Origin of the sequence: Streptomyces sp. NPDC058295, assembly GCF_042880655.1 — a bacterium.
Classification (GTDB): domain Bacteria; phylum Actinomycetota; class Actinomycetes; order Streptomycetales; family Streptomycetaceae; genus Streptomyces; species Streptomyces coriariae.
Map to the genome: position 1 here is coordinate 275,062 of NZ_JBHVYO010000002.1, position 17,165 is coordinate 292,226.

The 17,165-nt window shown below is 69.7% G+C and carries 15 protein-coding genes and 1 tRNA gene; 5 read left to right on the forward strand and 11 right to left on the reverse strand.

The genetic code is table 11. The annotated features are described in order from the left end of the window. The first annotated feature begins 41 nt into the window (after positions 1 to 41). The 3 genes from ACFVYS_RS03585 to ACFVYS_RS03595 all read left to right on the forward strand — a co-directional run bounded on the left by ACFVYS_RS03585 (position 42) and on the right by ACFVYS_RS03595 (position 3,361). A complete protein-coding gene (locus tag ACFVYS_RS03585; protein WP_389498445.1) occupies positions 42 to 1,043 on the forward strand; it encodes a proline racemase family protein in 1,002 nt (333 codons plus the stop codon). 84 nt (positions 1,044 to 1,127) lie between these two features. Continuing rightward, on the forward strand, positions 1,128 to 1,886 hold the full coding sequence (locus tag ACFVYS_RS03590; protein WP_389498447.1) for a GntR family transcriptional regulator: 759 nt from the start codon (positions 1,128 to 1,130) through the stop codon (positions 1,884 to 1,886). A gap of 188 nt (positions 1,887 to 2,074) precedes the next feature. Further along, positions 2,075 to 3,361 (forward strand): flavin-containing monooxygenase, encoded by a 1,287-nt coding sequence (locus ACFVYS_RS03595; protein WP_389498626.1) that lies wholly within the window; start codon positions 2,075 to 2,077, stop codon positions 3,359 to 3,361. A 309-nt stretch (positions 3,362 to 3,670) separates the two neighbouring features. Here ACFVYS_RS03595 and ACFVYS_RS03600 read toward each other — a convergent pair whose 3' ends face one another. The 11 genes from ACFVYS_RS03600 to sucC form a co-directional block, all read right to left on the reverse strand. After that, positions 3,671 to 4,951, reverse strand: coding sequence for a tryptophan dimethylallyltransferase family protein (locus tag ACFVYS_RS03600; protein WP_389498449.1), 1,281 nt, complete (start codon positions 4,949 to 4,951; stop codon positions 3,671 to 3,673). A gap of 222 nt (positions 4,952 to 5,173) precedes the next feature. Next, positions 5,174 to 6,517, reverse strand: coding sequence for a cytochrome P450 (locus tag ACFVYS_RS03605; RefSeq protein WP_389498451.1), 1,344 nt, complete (start codon positions 6,515 to 6,517; stop codon positions 5,174 to 5,176). A gap of 8 nt (positions 6,518 to 6,525) precedes the next feature. Then, positions 6,526 to 7,119, reverse strand: coding sequence for an ATP/GTP-binding protein (locus tag ACFVYS_RS03610; protein WP_389498453.1), 594 nt, complete (start codon positions 7,117 to 7,119; stop codon positions 6,526 to 6,528). After that, a complete protein-coding gene (locus ACFVYS_RS03615) occupies positions 7,094 to 7,471 on the reverse strand; it encodes a DUF742 domain-containing protein (RefSeq protein ID WP_020125672.1) in 378 nt (125 codons plus the stop codon). The genes ACFVYS_RS03610 and ACFVYS_RS03615 overlap by 26 nt, the downstream gene beginning before the upstream one ends. After that, positions 7,468 to 7,869 (reverse strand): roadblock/LC7 domain-containing protein, encoded by a 402-nt coding sequence (locus ACFVYS_RS03620; protein WP_057601660.1) that lies wholly within the window; start codon positions 7,867 to 7,869, stop codon positions 7,468 to 7,470. The genes ACFVYS_RS03615 and ACFVYS_RS03620 overlap by 4 nt, the downstream gene beginning before the upstream one ends. Further along, positions 7,866 to 9,035 (reverse strand): ATP-binding protein, encoded by a 1,170-nt coding sequence (locus ACFVYS_RS03625; RefSeq protein WP_389498455.1) that lies wholly within the window; start codon positions 9,033 to 9,035, stop codon positions 7,866 to 7,868. The genes ACFVYS_RS03620 and ACFVYS_RS03625 overlap by 4 nt, the downstream gene beginning before the upstream one ends. Positions 9,036 to 9,466: 431 nt before the next feature. Next, positions 9,467 to 9,551: transfer RNA gene (locus ACFVYS_RS03630), tRNA-Leu, on the reverse strand. A gap of 143 nt (positions 9,552 to 9,694) precedes the next feature. Continuing rightward, positions 9,695 to 10,150: a MarR family winged helix-turn-helix transcriptional regulator gene (locus tag ACFVYS_RS03635; RefSeq protein WP_389498457.1), complete on the reverse strand. Its 456-nt coding sequence runs from the start codon at positions 10,148 to 10,150 to the stop codon at positions 9,695 to 9,697. A 191-nt stretch (positions 10,151 to 10,341) separates the two neighbouring features. Further along, positions 10,342 to 11,883, reverse strand: a complete 1,542-nt coding sequence (locus ACFVYS_RS03640) for an aldehyde dehydrogenase family protein (RefSeq protein WP_389498459.1) — start codon at positions 11,881 to 11,883, stop codon at positions 10,342 to 10,344. A 104-nt stretch (positions 11,884 to 11,987) separates the two neighbouring features. Then, positions 11,988 to 12,881 carry a succinate--CoA ligase subunit alpha gene (sucD, locus tag ACFVYS_RS03645; RefSeq protein ID WP_389498461.1) on the reverse strand — a complete coding sequence of 298 codons (894 nt, stop codon included), beginning with the start codon at positions 12,879 to 12,881 and terminating at the stop codon, positions 11,988 to 11,990. Positions 12,882 to 12,893: 12 nt separating this feature from the next. Then, positions 12,894 to 14,024, reverse strand: a complete 1,131-nt coding sequence (gene sucC / locus ACFVYS_RS03650; RefSeq protein WP_389498463.1) for an ADP-forming succinate--CoA ligase subunit beta — start codon at positions 14,022 to 14,024, stop codon at positions 12,894 to 12,896. A 195-nt stretch (positions 14,025 to 14,219) separates the two neighbouring features. Here sucC and ACFVYS_RS03655 point away from each other — a divergent pair, with 195 nt between their 5' ends. Both ACFVYS_RS03655 and frc read left to right on the forward strand, forming a co-directional pair. Beyond that, the gene (locus ACFVYS_RS03655; protein ID WP_389498465.1) at positions 14,220 to 15,902 is read left to right on the forward strand and encodes a thiamine pyrophosphate-binding protein; all 1,683 of its coding nucleotides are present in this window, start codon (positions 14,220 to 14,222) and stop codon (positions 15,900 to 15,902) included. 19 nt (positions 15,903 to 15,921) lie between these two features. After that, the gene (gene frc / locus ACFVYS_RS03660) at positions 15,922 to 17,163 is read left to right on the forward strand and encodes a formyl-CoA transferase (RefSeq protein WP_389498627.1); all 1,242 of its coding nucleotides are present in this window, start codon (positions 15,922 to 15,924) and stop codon (positions 17,161 to 17,163) included. Positions 17,164 to 17,165 lie beyond the last annotated feature (2 nt).

The following is a 17,165-nucleotide window of genomic DNA, read 5'->3' on the forward strand; positions in this document are numbered from 1 at the left end:
AACGCCGAGACGGAGTACGTCGAGAAAGAGAAGGGGACTTCGTGCGCAGCAAGCTCGTCCTGCACGCCGTCGACTCGCACACCGAGGGCATGCCCACCCGGGTGATCACCGGCGGGATCGGCACCGTCCCCGGCGCGACGATGAACGAGCGGCGGCTCCACTTCCGCGAACACCGCGACGACATCAAGCAGTTGCTGATGAACGAGCCGCGGGGCCACTCCGCCATGAGCGGCGCGATCCTCCAGCCGTCCACCCGACCGGACTGCGACTGGGGCGTCCTCTACATCGAGGTCTCGGGCTATCTGCCGATGTGCGGGCACGGCACCATCGGGGTGGCGACGGTGCTCGTAGAGACGGGCATGGTCGAGGTCGTCGAACCGGTCACCACCATCCGCCTGGACACCCCGGCCGGGCCCGTCGTCGCCGAGGTGACGGTCGAGGACGGCGCGGCCACGTCCGTGACCTTGCGGAACGTCCCCTCCTTCGCGGTCGCGCTGGATCGCAAGGCCACGCTGCCCGACGGCCGTACCGTGACGTACGACCTGGCGTACGGCGGCAACTTCTACGCGATCCTGCCGCTGGAGGAGTTCGGGCTGCCCTTCGACCGCGCCCGCAAGGACGACATCCTGCGCGCCGGCCTGTCCCTCATGGAGGTGATCAACTCCGAGCAGGAGCCGGTACACCCCGAGGACCCCTCCATCCGCGGCTGTCACCACGTCCACCTGCTCGCGCCCGGCGCCACCGCCCGTCATTCCCGGCACGCGATGGCCATCCACCCCGGCTGGTTCGACCGCTCGCCCTGCGGTACGGGGACGAGCGCCCGCATGGCACAGCTGCACGCGCGGGGTGAACTGCCCTTGCACACCGAGTTCGTCAACGAGTCCTTCATCGGCACCCGCTTCACCGGCCGGCTCCTCGGCACGACGGAAGTCGCCGGCCGCCCGGCGGTACTCCCCAGTTTCACCGGCCGCGCCTGGATCACCGGGACGGCCCAGTACCTTCTGGACCCGACGGACCCGTTCCCGGCGGGGTTCGTGCTCTGACACCGCAGACAGCAGTGCGACGTGACATGGCACAGTGCACTGGTTCAGAGTGACATGGCACCGTCCGCACCGAGGAGACCCACCATGGCCGCCGCCCGGCGCACCAGCAGCCAGACACCCACCGCATCCACCACACCCGGCGCACCCGGCGCACGACCACGAGTGCCCGCACCGGCATCGGCGCCCACCCTCCCCGTGCTCGGCGGTCGGCGGAGCAGCTACCGCGAGCGGGTCGCCGATGCCCTGCGGGCGGCACTGATCGCGGGTGAACTGCGCCCCGGCGAGGTGTACTCGGCGCCGGCTCTGGCCGGCCGCTTCGGCGTCTCGGCGACACCCGTGCGCGAGGCGATGCTCGACCTGGCGAAAGAGGGCCTGGTCGATGCCGTACCGAACAAGGGGTTCCGGGTCACCGAGGTCTCCGACCAGCAGTTGGACGAGTACACCCACGTCCGCGCGCTCATCGAGATCCCGACGGTGGTGGCGCTGGCGACGACCGCCGACCCGGTGTCCCTGGAGGCGCTGCGGCCGGCCGCCCGGGAGATCGTCACCGCGGCGGTGGCAGGCGACCTCATCTCCTACGTCGAGGCCGACACCCGGTTCCACCTGGGTCTGCTCGCGCTGGCCGGCAACGCCCATCTCGTCGAGGTCGTCCGCGAACTGCGCGGTCGGGCACGCCTGTACGGCCTGACCGCGCTCTCCGCCTCGGGCCGCCTGCTGGCCTCCGCCGAGGAGCACCTGGAGTTGCTGGACGCCCTGCTGTCCCGCGACGAGCGGGCCGTGCGTGCGGTCATGACGCGCCATCTGGGGCATGTGCGGGGGCTGTGGGCCTCCGCTCGCGACTAGCGACTCGCCCCGGCGTGGGCGGCTCGCCCCACGAAGTCCCCTCTACCCGTCCCGTTCCCTCCCGCCACCTCGGCCCGGCGATCTCGTCTGTGATCCTTGTCGCTGGTGTGCGGCGCGTGGAGCGAGTGCCGCACGGGCATTCAATTGCCGGTGCGCGAAAGGATGGTGTCGATTCCGTGGGGGAACGCGTGAGCCTGTGTCTGATCGGTGCGGGTCTGTCCGGGCTGGCCACGGCGCACGCCCTCAAGTCCGAGGGCCTCGACTTCGTCTGCCTCGAAAAGGCATCCGACGTGGGCGGGCTCTGGCGGCAGCCGGGGGCGGGCGAGCGCGGTCCGGGCTATCTGTCGCTCCACCTCAACACCAACAAGAAGCTCACCGGTTACGCCGACCGCCCGATGCCGGCCGGGTATCCCGTCTACCCCCGGCACAGCCAACTCGCCGACTACCTGCGCTCCTTCGCCGAGTGGGCCGGCCTGCTGGACCACATCGAGTTGGAGACGACCGTCGAGTCGGTGCGCCGGGCGGACGACGGTTCCTGGACGGTCGTCAGCCGCGACGCCCGGGGCACGCTCACCTCTCGGGACTTCACCCACGTGATCGTCGCCTCGGGGCACAACACCGAGCCGGTCCTGCCCGCTCCGGCACCGGGTTCCGAGACCTTCAAAGGAACGATTCTCCACGCGCTGGACTACCGCGACGGCAGCGACTACACGGGACAGCGGGTCGTCGTCGTGGGACTCGGGGCCTCGGCGGTGGACATCGCCGCCGACCTCTCCAGGTACGCCGCGCAGACCGTACTCTCCGTACGCCGAGGCCTGCACATCCTGCCCAAGCAGCTCTTCGGCATACCCTTGGACGACGTCGCCGAGGCACCGTGGTGGACGGCCATGTCCCTCGCGGAGCAACGCCGGTTCATCGAGCAGGCCCTGCTCGTCGCCCGCGGCAAACTCTCGGACTACGGCCTGCCCGAGCCGGACCACCCGGTCTTCGCGTCGGCCGTGACGATCTCCGACGAGATCCTCACCCGCATACGGCACGGTGGGGTCGTCCCCAAGCCCGCGATCGACTTCGTGGACGACGGCCGGGTGGTCTTCACCGACGGCACATCCGTGCCCGCCGACGCGATCGTGTACTGCACCGGTTACCGGATGGCCCATTCCTTCCTGCCGCCGGGCTGCCCGGTCGGCCCGCAGGGCTCGGTAGAGCTGTACAAGCGGGTGGTGGCGCCCGACCATCCCGGTCTGCACTTCATCGGCCTGGTCCGCCCGCACGGCTCCGTCACCCGGCTCGTCGAGGCTCAGGCACGCTGGGTCGCCAGGCTCGTCGCCGGCAAGGCGGCCCTGCCGGAGCCGGACGTCATGCGCAAGGAGATCGGTACGTATCTGGGGGGTATCGCCGGCCAGTACGGCCAGACGCTGGGCGCGTCGATCCAAGTCGATGTGGCGCCCTACCTGGAGGAATTGCGCAACGAGTGATGGGCCGTCGGCGACGTCCGGAGCCAGGCACCGGGTCCGGCGCCGTGCGTCGAGAGGCCGCCCGGGCGGTCTGGGCGGCTCACGTGTGCACTTCTCGTGGGACGAGGGGAGCGGTTCGACAACGTCGGCGTACGGCTCCCCCCGAGGTGCTGTTGCCCGGGTGCTGTGGTACCGCTGGTCCTGCGGATGCCGCTGTTCCACGAGGGCCGGTGTTCTCCAGGTGCTGTTCTCCAGGTGCTGTTCTACACGGGCTGCTCGACGGCCCCCCGGAAGTCCGTGGACGGTACTGATCCGCGGGTTATGCGGCAACTACCGTCCGGTCACGCCCGCGGCAGGCGGAGAGACGGTGGGAGAGTCGGTGGAAGGGTCAGGGGACAGGGCGACGGCGGACAGGGGAACGGCGGGGGGCGGGGCCAGCGGCGGCCGGACCTCGTACGCCTCCGAGGAGAGATAGGTCATGACCCGGGGTGGACGGCCCTGGTGATGGGCCAGGCCCAGGTAAGCGACCAGTCCCACACCGTCCTCCGGCCGCCGCGAGGTGACGGCGGCCGAGGCGCGCAGCACCGGCGCCGGAGCGATGCCGTAGTGGCCGAGCAGTGCCGTCGCCCGGTCCAGGGCCTCACCGTCGTGCCGGGCATAGTCCCGCACCGGGATATAGAGGGTGAATCCGCTCGGCAGACCGGTCCCCGTGTCGGTGAAGGCATGGCAGGTCTGGACGGGTCTGCGCACGAGCCGCGGTTCCCCTCCTCCCCCGGCTCCCTCCCCTGCTCCGGCACCCGCTCCGCCTCCGAAGCCGGCGGCGTCGACATCGGCGTCGGCGTCGGGCCCGGCCACGATGCGGAAGAACTCCTCGATCTCCGCACGGCCGGGTCCGCCGTCCATACGGGACAGCGTGTAGGCCTCGGCGGCCGACAGGTCGTGGTGCGCGAGGTAGACCTTGACCCGTGGCTCCGTCCAGTCGCCCAGATCCAGGGCTAAGAACAGATGGCGGTCGCCTTCGGGCAGCGCGTCGAACGCCTCCCGGTGCCCGAGTCGTCTCAGCGCCTTCCGTACGGTCTTGGCGGCGCGTCTCTCCCCGGATGCCGCGGGGTTCAGATAGGCCTTGACCGCGGGGACCCCCCCGGGACGGAGCTCCAGCGCGCACCAGAGCGCCAGGGGGCCTTCGGGTGAGGACGGGAAGAACAGGTCGGCGAGATCATCGAGCGGGTCGGTGGTGAAGCCCCAGCGCTGCCCCATCTCGCGCAGCACCCGCAGGCCGGTGCGGCCGTTCTCGACCAGGTTGCCGGCACCGGCCCCCGGCTCCAGCAGTACCCGCAGGATCGGCGCCGCGCCCGGTTCGCAGGAGAGGGAGAACTCCACCGGGGTGTGGTCGTCGGAGAGGAAGCTGTGGCTGGGCGGCGGCAGCTCCAGGGGCCGCTGGGCGACGCTGCCCAGGGCCTCGACGAGTGCGCGCGCGTAGATCGTGGAGTCGGCCCCGGACAGCCCCGCGATCTCGCCCAGCCTCAGCAGCTGACGCGCCGCGTGACCGCCGAGCGTCTCCGGACCCCGAGCGAGATGAGTGCCCGAAGCCTCGGGATCGATGGCGGTCATCGGGCCTCTCCTCGGGGGAGGCGGCGGGCAAGAAGATACCCGCCTTGCGAGGCGGGTATCAGGGAGTGCACGACGGTCGGATGGTGTCTGAAATCGGCGTCGGTGGATATGTGGTCCACGACACCTCCTCTGGTGTGTGAGCAACACGGAATGCCGCGTTCCTCACTACCCCTGAGGTTGAATCGTCATGCAGTGGTGAAGAGTTGACGGGTGTTGCGTGAATCACCTCGTCAGCCAGTTGAGGAACTGGCTCCACACACCCCCGCGTTCACCCCTGCCACCCGTCGCGGTCGGCTCCTGACGCTGGGGTGCGTCCTGGCGTGTCGGGGCGGGCCGGTGCGCGATCTGCGCCGGGGTGAACTTGGCGGGCAGCACGGTGAGACCCCGGTTGAAGGGACCGGGCCGCCAGGTCAGGCTCTCCGGCGGTACGGCGAGTTCGACGTCCGGCAGCTTGTTGAGCAGGTTCTCGATGGCCGTCACGGTGATCTGCCGGGCCGGCTCCTTGGACGGGCAGGCGTGCGGGCCCGCGCTCCACGCCAGGTGGGCGCGGTTGCTGCCCGCCTTGCGGGCCGCCGTCAGCGCCGGGCCGGTGTTGGCCGCGGCGAAGCTGACCAGGAGCAGGTCGCCGGCGTGCAGCTTCTGGCCGGCGAACTCCATGTCGGCCGCCGGGTAGTGCGGCGCGAGGTTCTGCATGGGCGGGTTCTCCCACAGCGTGTCGTCGATCGCCTCGTCGATCAGACCGCCTTGATCGGCGTACGCGTCGTGGGTGAGCAACCGGTGCAGGGTGTTGCCGATGAGGTTGCGCAGCGGCTCGTTGCCGGCCACCAGCAGGAGCGCGATCTGGTGGACCAACTCCTCGTCGGTGAGCTTGGCCTGATGTTCCATCAGCCAGGAGGGGACATCGTCGCCGGGCTTGGCACGCTTGAGGGCCACCAGTTCACCGATGGCGCCGAACATGACCCCGACCGCCTGCTCGGCGTTCACCCCGTCGAACATGCCGGTGATGCCGAACACGACACGGTCACCGATGTCGGCGGTGCAGCCGAACAGCTCGTTGAACACGAAGAGCGGCAGCTGCTTGGCGTAGTCGCCCAGCAGGTCCGCCGAGCCGCGCGAACCGAACTGCGAGATCAGGTAGTTGGAGACCTGCTCGGTGGTCCGGCTGAGCTTGCGCGTGTCCACGCGGGCCATGCTGTCCGTAATCGCCTGACGGAGCCTCAGGTGCTCGGCGCCGTCACTGAACATGGCGTTGGGCCGATAGGACAGCAGGGGCGCGACCGGGCTGTCCGGGGGGACCCGTCCTTCGTTGAGGTCACGCCAGCGGCGGGCGTCCTTGCGGAACGCGCCGGAGTCCTGGAGCAGTTGGAGCGCGACGGCGTAGTCCGTGATCAGGGTCGCCTCGACGCCCGGAGCGAGTTCGACCGGCGCGGTCGGCCCGAAGTGGCGCAGGTAGCTGTAGTAGGCCTGCGGGTCGGCGGCGAACTCCATGCCGTGCAAGGGCACTCTGCCGCCGGCCTGGTGCGCCGGGCACCCGGGCGGGGGCACGGGTGCGGTGGGTTGGTCCATGTCTGCTCCTAGTGTGCACGGTCCTGGAGATGGCGGACGAGGGTGATCAGCGCGTCGGCCGACGACCGCTCGTCTCGCGCGTCGCAGGTGACGACGGGGGTGTCGTCGAGGAGGTCCAGTGCGTCGCGCAGGGCCATCTCGTCCCGCAGGGGGGCGCCGTCGAAGTGGTTGACGGCGATGGCGTAGTCGAGTCCGTACTGCTCGATCAGGTCGATCACGGCGAACGAGTCCGCGAGCCGTTCGGGATCCACGAGCACCAGCGCGCCGAGGGCGCCGCGCGCCATGTCCTCCCACATCTGCACGAAACGCTGCTGGCCCGGCGTTCCGAACAGGTAGAGCACGACACGGTCGCTGATGGTCAGACGGCCGAAGTCCATGGCGACCGTGGTGGTGGTCTTGCCCTGGACTCCCTTGAGGTCGTCGACCGACTCGGCTGCCCGCGTCATCGTCTCCTCGGTGGTCAGCGGCTTGATCTCGGAGATCGCTCCGATGAACGTGGTCTTGCCGACCGCGAAGTGACCCACGACGAGGATCTTCACCGCCGTCTGCGTCGCCCCGTCACGGACGTAGGCCTGCTCATCCAAACTTGGCCCTGAGACCATTCAGCACCTCCTCCAGGATGTCCCGGTCGGCGAGCGGAGCCCGCTGTACCGGCGGGCGCGTGATGAGGTAGCCGCCTTCGGTGAGGGCGGCTAGGAGGATCTTCACCACGCCCAGAGGCAGTTGGGTGTGCCCGGCGATCTCGGCGACCGACAGGTAGCCGGCCGAGCACAGGTCCAACAGGTTCTGTTCCTCGGGGGACAGCCGGGTCGGCCGCTGCTCGTGATCGGCGGCTGCCGTGACCAGGGTGATGAGGGACAGCTGCCCCTCGTCGGGCAGCCCGCGTCCCTTGGTGATGACGTACGGACGCACTAACTCCGGCGTCTGCGGCTCCAGTTCGTCGAAGCCGTTCATGACCGCACGCCGAGGTTCTCGCGCGGCGGTGTCGTCAGCGCCTTGCCGAGCTGGCCGACGAGCTGCTGCATCCGGAAGGTGATGTCCGCCATGTCGACGTCCGGCGAGGCGGAGACGCCGAGGTAGGCGCCCTCGCCGGCGGAGATCAGGAAGACCCACCCCCCGTCGAACTCGACCAGCGTCTGCCGCCACCCCATCTGCGGGTCCTCGCAGAAGAAGGCGAGCGAGCGGCTGAGCGACTGCACACCGCTCATCGCGGCGGCCACCCGGTCCGCGTCGTCCTTGTCGAAGTCCTGCGTCCGCGCCATCAGCAGGCCGTCGGCGGAGATCAGGACTGCGTGCAGGGCCCCGGGTATCTCCAAGGCGCTGTCAAGCATCCATGACAGATCGTCGTTCACGAGACCTCATGCCCTTCGCTGCCAGCACCACGGGTGCTGCTCGACTTTTCCGCGGGACTCGCAGGCGTGGCCCGGCCCGACTGGGTGCCTCGCTGGAAGGCGCCCATGATCGCCGCCGTCTCGGCGCCCGAGCGGGCGGGAGTGGATGCGGACGCGCTGCCGGGCACGATGGCCATGGGCCGCTTGCGACGCCGCTTCGGCAGGCCGTCGGCGGTGGTGCTGGTGGAGAGCCCGCCTTCGGGGCCGCTGCGGGCGGCGGTGGTGGCGACAGCGGGAACGACCGGAGCCGGCTCCCTCTGCTCGGGCGCGTTGGTGAGCAGGTCGTGCGGCAGGAGGAGGACCGCCCGGACGCCTCCGTAGGGGGAGGTGGAGTCCACCGACACCTCGAAGCCGAAGCGCTCGCTGAGCACACCGATCACCGCGAACCCGAACTGCGGCGGGTTGCCGAGTGCGGAAACACCCGAGACCCGCTGGCTCGACAGGAGTTTGTCGGCACGGGCACGCTCTTCGTCGTTCATACCGACACCCGCATCGTCGACGACGATGCATATACCCTTGGGCACGGTACGAATGTTGATTTCGACGACGGTGTCGGGGCTGGAATAGCTCGTCGCGTTGTCGAGCAGTTCGGCGAGCGCCAGTGCGACCGGTTCGACCGCACGGCTCGTGATGCCGAAGTCGACCTGCGAGAGAATTTCCACCCGCCGGTAATGGCGAACCCTGCCCTGCGCGCTGCGTACCACATCGTACACGGACGCGACATCACGTGCGCGCCCCAGCCAGCCGTCGCAGAGAACGGCGATGGACTGGGCCCGTCGACCGAACTGCGAGTTCGTGTGGTCGATCTCCAGAAGGTCCTGGAGGATAACCGACTCGCCGTATTTGTTCTGCAGCCGGGAGACAATCAACTGCTGTTCCGCGGCAAGGCCCTGAAGGGTCCGCATCGCGGACTTGAGGACCGTTTTCGTAGCCTCTTCGGCTTGTTCCTGAGCTGCCTCGACGGATTGCGCGTACTCGTTTTCCAAGGCGGAGTAGTGAGACCTGAGTCCCGCGATCTCCTGCCTCAAGACACGCGCCGCCCTGCGCTGGCGAACAATGAGGGCGACGGCGGCGAGTACGGCCACGAGGAGAGCCCAGAGTACCGGGTTCTGTATGTAATGCGTCATAAGACTCTCTTCAGGCGACTGACGGCCAGTTGCTGAATTCCCGTCAACGCGGGTGGACCGGCGGACCGCCCGCATTGACGGGTGACCGCCCGGACTGTCCCCGTAGTCGGAGATGTCGTCTTGCACCCATCCGCCCGCTCTACAAGCGAGCGTGATCGTATCACCACAAGATGGAGTCACAGACCGTCAATAGGCGTACTGAGGTGAACATTGACGGATCGTCAGCAGGGACTGTGAGCAACGGCGGAGTGACCGGGAAGCGCCCTCGCGAGCGAGATGGCGCACAGCCCGACAGGACAACCGATAAACGGGCTTCCGCGACATTCCGGAGGCAACGGATACGGAAACAACAAAACCCGCATCCGGCGGAACGCCGAATGCGGGTAATTGACCGTTCACCGAGCGGAGCCGCTCGATACGGAGAGTGAGAGTGTCCGAGGGGGGACTTGAACCCCCACGCCCGATAAAGGGCACTAGCACCTCAAGCTAGCGCGTCTGCCATTCCGCCACCCGGACCAGGTGTTGCCGCTGCGTGCGTTCTCCCCGCGGCGACAGGCACAACAATACCAAGGTTTCGGAGTGGGTCTCACCTGCATATCCGCTGGCCGCACGGGTGACGGGACCGCCCTACGGACACCTCACACCGGGTGACCGGGTGATCACTTCGCCGTCGGCTCCTCGACGACGAGCATCCGCAGCGCCCGCAGCAGCGCGGCCGCCGCCTGCTCGTCCAGCGGGGCGAGGAACCGGCGCTCCGCGGCGCTGCGCGCCGCCTCGGCCCGCTCCAGGCAGACCAGGCCGGCGTCCGTGAGCCGGACGATGTTCCGGCGGCGGTCTCGAGGGCTGCGCCGCCGTTCCACCAGACCGTGGTCCTCCAGACCGTCGACGAGTACCGCCATCGTGGTGCGATCGACGCCGAGCCGTCCCGCCGCCTCCGCCTGCGACAACGTTTCTTCATCGGCGAGCACGACCAGGACGGCCAGCTCGCGGCCGTCCACCCCGTACGGGACGAGGGCCTCCGCGCACTTCCTGGCCAGTTCGGCCTGTGCGTGCTGGAGGAGGTGGCCGAGCCGGTACTCCTGGGGCCCGGACGGCGCTTCTCGATCACTCACCATGCCCCGGGAGTATCGGTCCGTACCAATCACCGATCGTCTGCTGCACCGATCGTCTGCTGCACCGAGGATCAATCCGACGGGCGACGCTCCCTTGCGCCGAACCTTGCCGGACCACCGTCAGCGCCTCGGCCGGACGGCCGGCCGGCCGAGACACCGTCGCGTCCTCGGGCGGCTGTCCGTCCGGCGGATGGTCAGGGCATCAGCCGGTAGTCCGGGAAGTTCCCGGGCAGCCTCTCCCCCGTAGGCCCCTGTGTCACCGCGCGCACCAGCAGCTCCCCGCCGACGAACGCGCCGCGCCAGGACGCGCCGAAACCTCCGAAGAGCTCGTCACGGTCGCCCCGGGAGCGGGCCGTGCCATGGCCGACCTTGAACGCGCGGATCTGCGGAGCCAGCCGTTCGTAGGCGCTCCGGTCGTCCGTGGACAGGGTGGCGACGAGCGCACCGTTGGACGCGTTCATGGCGGCCAGCAGCTCCGCCTCGGTGTCCACCAGGACGATGGTGTCGACCGGACCGAACGGCTCCGCGTGGTGCAGCGGGGAGGACGGCGGTGGTCCGAGGAGCGTGACGGGCTGGACGTAGGCCGAGGTGTCCTGGCCGGGCAGGAAGCGGGCGTCGGCCGGCCTGCCGCGGTGCAGCGGGACCGCGCCCCGGTCGATGGCCTCGGCGATCTGGTCGTGCAGTTCCTTGGCCTTGGCCGCGTTGATCACCGGTCCGAAGTCCAGCCGGGGATACGGATCGTCCCGCTTCTCCACGGCCAGCGGGTGCCCGAGGGTCAGTGTGCGCACCGCCGGGAGGTAGGCCGCCAGGAACTCGTCGAACAGGGCTCGCTGGACGACGAACCGCGGATACGCCGTGCACCGTTGTTTGCCGTAGTCGAAGAGCTTGGGCACGACCGCGGACAGGGTGTCCCAGTCCGAGTAGTTCCAGATGCCCCAGGTGTTGAGTCCTTCCTGTTCGAGGACATGTCGCTTGCCGAGGTCGGCGACGGCCGTGGCGACCGCGGCGCCGGTGTCGCGGCCGCCGACGAAGGAGACGCAGCCGATCTCGGGCGCCCGGACCAGCGCCTGGGACAGCTCGCCGCCGCTTCCGCTGACGAGGGTGATCGGGACGCCCTCGCGTGCGGCGAGCGCACAGGCCAGCGTCAGACAGGCGACACCGCCGTCGGTCGGGGTCTTGGCGATGACCGCGTTGCCTGCCAGTGCCTGGACCAGCAAGGCGTGAACGAGCACACTCATCGGGTAGTTCCAGCTCGCGATGTTGGACACCGGGCCGTCCAGCGGTGCCCGCCCGTCCAGCATGGGTTCGATGCCGTCGACGTACCAGCGCACGCCGTCGACGGCCCGGTCGACATCGGCCTGCGCGAGCCGCCAGGGCTTGCCTATCTCCCAGACGAGGAGGAGGGCGAGGAGTTCGCGGTGTTCGGCGAGGGCGCCGAGGGTGGCCGCGATGCGGGCGCGCCGCTCCTCCAGCGGGACGTGCCGCCAGGCGCGGTGCTGATCCAGACCGGCGCGCACGGCCCGGTGGGCGGTCACCCCGTCCAGTCGCGGCGGGCCCGCGATCGGGGCGCCGTCGACCGGGCTGGTGGCCGGCAGCGTCCGGCCGTCGGCCTGCCAGGAGGCGTTCCAGAGGTTGAGGACACGGTCGTCACGGAAGGCCTCCGGGGCGACGGCCAGGCACCGCTGCCAGGTGTCGGGCCAGGACGTGCCGGATTTGAGGGTGAGGGTGGTTGCCATGTGGGCTGCTCCGCTCTCGGTGCACAGTCGGGGGCGGGATGGTGCATGGCCACGGAGGACACCGGCCAGGCACGCGGCTCCGTTGAATGACGGGTCGTCATACTTCAGCGGCGGCGGGCCCCTTCGTCGAGGACGGCGAGTGCGAGACGCGCGGTCTCGGTCGGTGTGGCGCCCACCCGTACCCCCGCCGCTTCCAGCGCCGCCTTCTTGGCCTGCGCGGTCCCCGAGGAACCGGAGACGATCGCGCCCGCGTGTCCCATGGTCCTGCCCTCGGGCGCGGTGAAGCCGGCGATGTAGCCGACGACGGGTTTGGTGAGGTGTTCGCGGATGTGGGCGGCCGCTCGCTCTTCCGCGTCACCGCCGATCTCACCGATGAGGACGACGAGTTCGGTGTCGGGGTCCTCCTCGAAGGCGGCCAGGCAGTCGATGTGGCTGGTGCCCACGACCGGGTCGCCGCCGATGCCGACACAGGTCGAGAAGCCGATGTCGCGTAGTTCGTACATGAGTTGGTAGGTGAGCGTGCCGGACTTGGAGACCAGGCCGATGCGGCCGGGTTTGGTGATGTCCGCCGGGATGATGCCCGCGTTGGACTGGCCCGGGGTGATCAGGCCGGGACAGTTCGGGCCGATGACACGCGTTCCGCGGGCCGCGGCATGGGTGGTGAAGGCGACGGAGTCGTGGACCGGGACGCCCTCGGTGATGACGACGGCGAGACCGATCCCCGCGTCGGCTGCCTCGATCACCGCGGCCTTGGTGAAGGCGGGCGGCACGAAGACGGCGGTCACATCGGCGCCGGTCGACTGCATACCGTCGACGACCGACCCGAAGACGGGCACCGCACGGTCGTCGAAGTCGACGGCCCGGCCCGCCTTGCGCGGGTTGACGCCGCCGACGATGTTCGTGCCGGCCGCGAGCATGCGCCGGGTGTGCTTCATGCCCTCGGCGCCGGTCATGCCCTGGACGAGGACCCTGCTCTCCTTGGTGAGGTAGATGGCCATGGCGTCGTCTCCTCAGACCGCGGTGGCGAGTTCGGCGGCACGGCGGGCGGCGCCGTCCATGGTGGTGGCCTGCTGGACCAGCGGATGCCGGTGGGCGTCGAGGATCGCCCGCCCCCGGGCCGCGTTGTTCCCGTCGAGCCGGACGACGAGCGGCCTGGTCAGCCGTACGGTGTCCAGGGCGCGCACGATGCCCTCGGCGACCGCGTCGCACGCGGTGATGCCGCCGAAGACGTTGACGAAGACCGACTTCACGGCCGGGTCGGAGAGGATGACGGACAGCCCGTCCGCCATGATCTCGGCGGACGCGCCGCCGCCGATGTCGAGGAAGTTGGCGGGGCGGGCGCCGCAGCCCGCGACGACGTCGAGGGTCGACATGACGAGTCCGGCGCCGTTGCCGATGATGCCGACCTCGCCGTCCAGTTTCACGTAGTTGAGGGCCTTGGCCGCGGCCGCCGCCTCCAGCGGGTCACCGTGCTCGGGGGTCTCCGCTCCCCAACGCGACTGCCGGAAGGACGCGTTGTCGTCGAGGGTGACCTTGCCGTCGAGGGCGAGGATCTCTCCCTGCCGGGTGCGGACGAGCGGGTTGACCTCGACGAGGAGGGCGTCCTCCCGGACCAGCACCTGCCACAGCCGGACGAGGACGTCCGCGGTCCGCGCGGGCAGTCCGGCCGCGGCGGCGATCTCGCCGGCCTTCGCCGAGGTGACGCCCTCCGCCGGGTCGACGGGGACGCGGGCGACCGCCGCGGGCCGGGTGGCGGCGACCTCCTCGATCTCCATACCCCCCTCGGCGGAGGCGATCGCGAGGAAACGGCCGGCCGCGCGGTCCAGCACATAGGACACGTAGAACTCCGCCTCGACGTCGACGGGTTGGGCCAGCATCACCGTGCCGACCGTGTGTCCCTTGATGTCCATGCCGAGGATCTGCCGTGCCGTCAGTTCGGCCGCAGCAGGGTCGGCGGCGATCCTGACGCCGCCCGCCTTGCCCCGGCCACCCGCCTTGACCTGGGCTTTCACCACCGCTCGTCCGCCGAGCCGACGAGCGATCCCGCGCGCCTCCTTGGGCGAGTCGGTGACCTCGGCCCGGGGGACCGGGATGCCGTGTTCCGCGAAGAGTTCCCTTGCCTGGTGTTCGTACAGGTCCATCTCGGATCCCGTCTGTGAAGTCGAATCCGGAGTCCACCGAGCCGTCGCGAGGCCGAACTCCGATGACCGAAAGTGCCGCACGCCCCTGGACACCACCCATCGGATGCGGGATAACAAGCTTCATACAGTATTCGTCGACTGTATGCAATGTACCGCGAGAGCCTTCCACCCCCTACGAAGGGACGGGACTTCGCCATGCCCGACGACACCCAGGACGTGATCTCCGGTGGTCATCTCGTTGCCAAGGCACTCAAGGCAGAGGGGGTCGACCGCATCTACACCCTGTGCGGCGGCCACATCATCGACATCTACGACGGCTGCGTCGACGAGGGCATAGAAGTCGTCGACGTACGCCACGAACAGGTCGCCGCCCACGCCGCCGACGGCTATGCGCGCATCACCGGCAAGCCCGGCTGTGCGGTCGTCACGGCCGGCCCCGGCACCACCGACGCCGTCACCGGTGTCGCCAACGCCTTCCGCGCGGAGTCCCCGATGCTGCTGATCGGCGGTCAGGGAGCGCTCACCCAGCACAAGATGGGGTCCCTCCAGGACCTGCCGCACGTCGACATGATGACGCCGATCACCAAGTTCGCGGCGGCGGTGCCGGACACGGCGCGGGCGGCGGACATGGTGTCGATGGCGTTCCGCGAGTGCTACCACGGCGCGCCCGGGCCCGCCTTCCTGGAGATCCCGCGCGATGTCCTCGACGCCAAGGTGCCGGTGGCGAAGGCCCGGGTGCCGCGGCCCGGCGCCTACCGTGCCTCGACCCGCTCGGCCGGTGACCCCGAGGCGGTCGAGAAGCTCGCCGACCTGCTCGTGCACGCCGAGAAGCCCGCGATCCTGCTGGGCAGCCAGGTGTGGACGACCCGGGGCACCGAAGCCGCCGTCGAGCTGGTGCGCACCCTGAACATCCCCGCCTACATGAACGGCGCCGGCCGCGGCACCCTGCCCCCCGGCGACCCGCACCACTTCCAGCTGTCCCGCCGCTACGCCTTCTCGGGCGCCGACGTCATCGTGATCGTCGGCACGCCCTTCGACTTCCGCATGGGGTACGGCAAGCGGCTGTCGCCGGACGCGACGGTCGTCCAGATCGACCTCGACTACCGCACCGTCGGCAAGAACCGCGACATCGACCTCGGGATCGTCGGCGACGCCGGACTGGTGCTGAAGTCTGTGACCGAGGCCGCCTCCGGGCGCATCAACGGCGGTGCGTCCCAACGCAAGGAGTGGCTCGACGAGCTGCGCGCGGCCGAACAGAGCGCCCTCGACAAGCGGCTGCCGCACCTGCGCTCGGACGCCTCGCCCATCCACCCCTACCGCCTGGTCAGCGAGATCAACGACTTCCTCACCGAGGACTCGATCTACATCGGCGACGGCGGCGACATCGTCACCTTCTCCGGTCAGGTCGTACAGCCCAAGTCGCCGGGCCACTGGATGGACCCGGGGCCGCTGGGCACCCTCGGCGTCGGCGTCCCGTTCGTGCTGGCGGCCAAGCAGGCACGGCCCGACAAGGAGGTCGTCGCCCTCTTCGGCGACGGCGCGTTCTCGCTCACCGGCTGGGACTTCGAGACCCTCGTGCGCTACGACCTCCCCTTCGTCGGCATCGTCGGCAACAACTCCTCCATGAACCAGATCCGTTACGGCCAGGCCGCCAAGTACGGCCTGGAACGCGAGCGGGTCGGCAACACCCTCGGCGACGTCCACTACGACAAGTTCGCCCAGCTGCTGGGCGGTTACGGCGAGGAGGTGCGCGACCCCGCCGACATCGGCCCCGCCCTGCGGCGCGCCCGTGAGTCCGGGAAGCCCTCGCTGATCAACGTCTGGGTGGACCCCGACGCGTACGCCCCCGGAACGATGAACCAGACGATGTACAAGTGAGGTGCCCCCGATGACAGGGATGACAGGAACGGCGACCAAGGCTCTCGAAGGCGTCCGCGTCCTCGACATGACGCACGTCCAGTCGGGCCCGTCCGCGACCCAACTGCTCGCCTGGCTCGGCGCGGACGTCGTCAAGCTGGAGGCGCCGTCCGGTGACATCACGCGCAAGCAGTTGCGCGACCTCCCGGACGTCGACTCCCTCTACTTCACGATGCTCAACTGCAACAAGCGGAGCATCACCCTCAACACCAAGACCGAACGCGGCAAGGAGATCCTCACCGAGCTGATCCGGCGCTCCGACGTCATGGTCGAGAACTTCGGGCCGGGCGCGGTCGACCGCATGGGGTTCACCTGGGACCGCGTCCAGGAGATCAATCCGCGGATCGTCTATGCCTCCATCAAGGGGTTCGGGGACGGCCCGTACACCAACTTCAAGGCGTACGAGGTCGTCGCGCAGGCCATGGGCGGGTCGATGTCGACCACCGGTTTCGAGGACGGGCCGCCGCTGGCGACGGGGGCCCAGATCGGGGACTCGGGGACGGGTGTGCACGCCGTGGCGGGAATCCTCGCGGCGCTGTACCAGCGGGAGAACACCGGGCGCGGGCAGCGGGTCAACGTGGCCATGCAGCACGCCGTACTGAACCTGTGCCGGGTGAAACTGCGGGACCAGCAACGCCTGGCACACGGACCGCTCGCCGAATATCCCAACGACGACTTCGGCGACGAGGTTCCCCGGTCCGGAAACGCGTCCGGCGGCGGCCAGCCCGGCTGGGCCGTCAAGTGCGCGCCGGGCGGCCCCAACGACTACGTCTACGTCATCGTGCAGCCGGTCGGCTGGCAGCCGCTCAGTGAGCTGATCGGCCGGCCCGAGCTGGCCGGCGACCCCGAGTGGGCGACGCCCGAGGCCCGGCTGCCCAAGCTCGGCAAGATGTTCCAGCTGATCGAGGAATGGTCCTCGGCGCTGCCCAAGTGGGAGGTGCTGGAGAGGCTCAACACCCACAACATCCCGTGCGGGCCGATCCTGTCCACCAAGGAGATCATCGAGGACAAGTCGCTGGTCGCCAACGAGATGGTGGTCCGCGTTCCGCACCCGCGGCGCGGCGAGTTCGTGACCGTGGGCAGCCCCCTCAAGCTGTCCGACTCCCCCGTCGAGGTGACCGGCTCACCGCTGCTCGGCGAGCACAACGAAGAGGTCTACGTCGGCGAACTCGGCCTCGGGGACGAGGAGCTGCGCCTGCTCAAGTCGAACGGGGTGATCTGACG

Bases quoted from the DNA above. Each gene is read 5' to 3' on its own strand.
- ACFVYS_RS03590 (WP_389498447.1), top strand. From the start codon at position 1,128: ATGGCCGCCGCCCGGCGCACCAGCAGCCAGACACCCACCGCATCCACC.
- ACFVYS_RS03610 (WP_389498453.1), bottom strand. From the start codon at position 7,119: ATGGTCTCAGGGCCAAGTTTGGATGAGCAGGCCTACGTCCGTGACGGG.
- ACFVYS_RS03625 (WP_389498455.1), bottom strand. From the start codon at position 9,035: ATGACGCATTACATACAGAACCCGGTACTCTGGGCTCTCCTCGTGGCC.
- ACFVYS_RS03635 (WP_389498457.1), bottom strand. From the start codon at position 10,150: ATGGTGAGTGATCGAGAAGCGCCGTCCGGGCCCCAGGAGTACCGGCTC.
- ACFVYS_RS03605 (WP_389498451.1), bottom strand. From the start codon at position 6,517: ATGGACCAACCCACCGCACCCGTGCCCCCGCCCGGGTGCCCGGCGCAC.
- sucC (WP_389498463.1), bottom strand. From the start codon at position 14,024: ATGGACCTGTACGAACACCAGGCAAGGGAACTCTTCGCGGAACACGGC.
- frc (WP_389498627.1), top strand. From the start codon at position 15,922: ATGACAGGAACGGCGACCAAGGCTCTCGAAGGCGTCCGCGTCCTCGAC.
- ACFVYS_RS03615 (WP_020125672.1), bottom strand. From the start codon at position 7,471: ATGAACGGCTTCGACGAACTGGAGCCGCAGACGCCGGAGTTAGTGCGT.
- sucD (WP_389498461.1), bottom strand. From the start codon at position 12,881: ATGGCCATCTACCTCACCAAGGAGAGCAGGGTCCTCGTCCAGGGCATG.
- ACFVYS_RS03600 (WP_389498449.1), bottom strand. From the start codon at position 4,951: ATGACCGCCATCGATCCCGAGGCTTCGGGCACTCATCTCGCTCGGGGT.
- ACFVYS_RS03640 (WP_389498459.1), bottom strand. From the start codon at position 11,883: ATGGCAACCACCCTCACCCTCAAATCCGGCACGTCCTGGCCCGACACC.
- ACFVYS_RS03655 (WP_389498465.1), top strand. From the start codon at position 14,220: ATGCCCGACGACACCCAGGACGTGATCTCCGGTGGTCATCTCGTTGCC.